Annotated in this window: 2 protein-coding genes; both read left to right on the plus strand. The window is 64.3% G+C overall.

Annotation, left to right across the window (positions count from 1 at the left end):
- A partial coding sequence (locus EN780_RS30440) for a helix-turn-helix transcriptional regulator (protein WP_133372781.1) occupies positions 1-195 on the plus strand: 195 nt, incomplete at its 5' end.
- A gap of 243 nt (positions 196-438) precedes the next feature.
- The gene (gene gyrA, locus EN780_RS30445; protein ID WP_127285637.1) at positions 439-3,225 is read left to right on the plus strand and encodes a DNA gyrase subunit A; all 2,787 of its coding nucleotides are present in this window, start codon (positions 439-441) and stop codon (positions 3,223-3,225) included.
- The last annotated feature ends 98 nt before the right edge of the window (positions 3,226-3,323 follow it).

Here is a 3,323-nt window from a genome sequence, read left to right on the forward strand (position 1 = left end):
ATGACGCCCTACCAGTTCCTGCTCAGGACCAGGCTGCACAGGGCCGCCGTGCGGCTGCGAACCTCCGACACGGCGATCTCGACGATCGCCTTCGACGCCGGCTTCAACGACCTGTCGACCTTCAACCGCCGCTTCCGACGCGAGATGGGAGAAGCGCCCGGCGCCTACCGGGCGGGCCGGACGTGCCGCCGCTGAGGACACCCGCAAGGCCGCCAACGGGGCCAGTTCAGCGTATTTGCGGTTCCCGCTCGATGAGGCGATCGGTTGCGAACCAGCCGCAGCGGCGGCAAAACCCGCCGTGGCCATATCGTCGCAATCAGCGGTATCCTTTTGAAATTGCCGTCAAAATTGTCTCTGGAAAAGCGCCATGAAGATTGGAGTTTCGGCGCCGCTTCCTATATAAGCAGCAAGTGATTCCCGACTGGATTGTGACCTGATTTGACCGACCAGAAGACACCGCGCGGGCCGGACGGCGGCCCCAACGGCATCGAGCCGATTTCGATCATCGAGGAGATGCAGCGCTCCTATCTCGATTACGCCATGAGCGTGATCGTCAGCCGCGCGCTGCCCGACGTGCGCGACGGCCTGAAGCCGGTGCATCGCCGCATCCTCTACGCTTCGCATGAGAGCGGCTACCACTGGAACCGCAAATATGTGAAGTCGGCGCGCCCGGTCGCCGACGTGATGGGTAAATACCATCCGCATGGCGACGCCTCGATCTATGACGCCCTCGTGCGCATGGCGCAGGACTGGTCGCTGCGCGTGCCGCTGATCGACGGGCAGGGCAATTTCGGCTCGATCGACGGCGATCCGCCGGCGGCCATGCGCTACACCGAGTCGCGTCTGACCAAGGTCGCGCATGAATTGCTGGAGGATATCGACAAGGAAACCGTCGATTTCCAGGACACTTACGATGCGTCGGGCAGCGAGCCGAAGGTGCTGCCGGCGCGCTTTCCCAACCTACTGGTCAACGGCTCCGGCGGTATCGCCGTCGGCATGGCCACCAACATCCCGCCGCACAATCTCGGCGAAGTCTGCAACGGCGCCATCGCCCTCATCGACAATCCGGCCATCGACCTGCCGGCGCTGATGGAGATCGTGCCTGGGCCGGATTTCCCGACCGGTGGCATCGTGCTTGGCCGTTCCGGCATCTACAGCGCCTATTCGACGGGGCGCGGCTCCATCGTCATGCGCGGCCGCGTCAACATCGAGGCCCGCGGCAACGACCGTGAATCGATCGTCATCACCGAGATTCCCTATCAGGTGAACAAGGCCTCGATGATCGAGAAGATGGCCGAGCTGGTGCGCGACAAGCGCATCGAGGGCATTTCCGACATTCGCGACGAGAGCGACCGCCAGGGCTACCGCGTCGTGGTCGAGCTGAAGCGCGACGCCGTCGCCGACGTCATCCTCAACCAGCTCTATCGCTTCACGCCGCTGCAGACCTCCTTCGGCGCCAACATGGTGGCGCTGAACGGCGGCAAGCCGGAAGTGATGACGCTGATCGACATGCTGAAGGCCTTCGTCAGCTTCCGGGAGGAGGTGATCAGCCGCCGTACCAAGTATCTGTTGCGCAAGGCGCGCGAACGCGCCCACGTCCTGGTCGGCTTGGCCATCGCCGTCGCCAACATCGACGAGGTGATCAAGCTGATCCGCACCGCGCCTGATCCGCAGACGGCGCGCGAGCAGTTGATGGAGCGGCGCTGGCCCTCCGGCGACGTCGAGTCGTTGATCCTGCTGATCGACGACCCGCGCCATCGCATCAACGAGGACGGCACCTACAACCTCTCCGAGGAACAGGCACGCGCCATCCTCGAATTGCGCCTGCAGCGCCTGACCGCGCTCGGTCGCGACGAGATCGCCGACGAGTTGAACTCGATCGGTGCGGAAATCATTGATTATCTTGATATTTTGTCGTCTCGCGCGCGCATCCAGCAGATCGTCAAGGACGAGCTGATCGCGGTTCGCGACGAGTTCGGCACGCCGCGCCGCACCGAGCTCTCGGACGGCGGCGCGGACATGGAAGACGAGGACCTGATCCAGCGCGAGGACATGGTCGTCACCGTCAGCCATTCCGGCTACATCAAGCGCGTGCCGCTGTCGCTCTACCGGGCGCAGCGCCGCGGCGGCAAGGGCCGCTCCGGCATGTCGACCAAGGACGAGGATTTCGTCACCCGGCTGTTCGTCGCCAACACGCACACCCCGGTGCTGTTCTTCTCCTCGCGCGGCATCGTCTACAAGGAAAAGGTGTGGCGCCTGCCGATCGGCAACCCGCAGTCGCGCGGCAAGGCGCTGATCAACATGCTGCCGCTAGAGCAGGGCGAGCGCATCACCACCATCATGCCGCTGCCCGAGGACGAGGCGAGCTGGGGCGAGCTCGACGTGATGTTCGCCACCACGCGCGGCACCGTGCGCAGGAACAAGCTGTCCGATTTCGTCCAGGTCAACCGCAACGGCAAGATCGCCATGAAGCTGGAGGAGGAAGGCGACGAGATCCTCGGCGTCGAGACCTGCACCGACAATGACGATGTGCTTTTGACCGCGAATTCGGGCCAGTGCATCCGCTTCCCGGTCAGCGACGTGCGCGTCTTCCAGAGCCGCAATTCTGTCGGCGTGCGCGGCATCGCCATGGCCGACACCGACCGCGTCATCTCCATGTCGGTGATTGAGAATGTCGACGCATCGCCGGCCGAGCGCGCCGCGTATCTCAAGCGGGCGGCGGCGGAGCGGCGGCTTGCAGCCGGTGTGGCCGGCGAGGAAGAAGAGATCGCGCTGACCAACGAGGAGATCGGCGAGGAGGCGGAGCTTTCCGACGAACGCTACGAATTCCTCAAGGAGCACGAGCGCTTCGTGCTGACGGTGACGGAATATGGCTATGGCAAGCGGTCGTCGTCCTATGACTTCCGCCTGACCGGGCGCGGCGGCAAGGGCATCCGCGCCACCGACGTGTCGAAGGTGGCCGAGATCGGCCAGCTCGTGGCGACCTTCCCGGTCGGCAATGATGACCAGATCATGCTGGTTTCGGACGGCGGCACGGTCATACGTGTTCCGGTCTTCGGCATCCGTTTTGCCAGCCGCGCCACCAAGGGCGTCACCATCTTCAACACGGCCGAGGGCGAGAAGGTCGTCTCGGTGGAGCGGATTTCAGAACCGCAATCGGACGAGGAAGAGAGCGCCGAAGGCGAGACGGACGCCACGGACGCCGCTCCCGATACCGCCGAATAGGCCTTAAAACGGCAACGCCGGCCAGACGGCCGGCGCAATCAGGACTGTCGCCGCAATCAGGCGGGTCGAATTCAGTAGTGGCGGTAGGGGTTGTGGGG

This window comes from Mesorhizobium sp. M4B.F.Ca.ET.089.01.1.1 (assembly GCF_004022605.1).
Classification (GTDB): Bacteria; Pseudomonadota; Alphaproteobacteria; order Rhizobiales; family Rhizobiaceae; genus Mesorhizobium; species Mesorhizobium abyssinicae.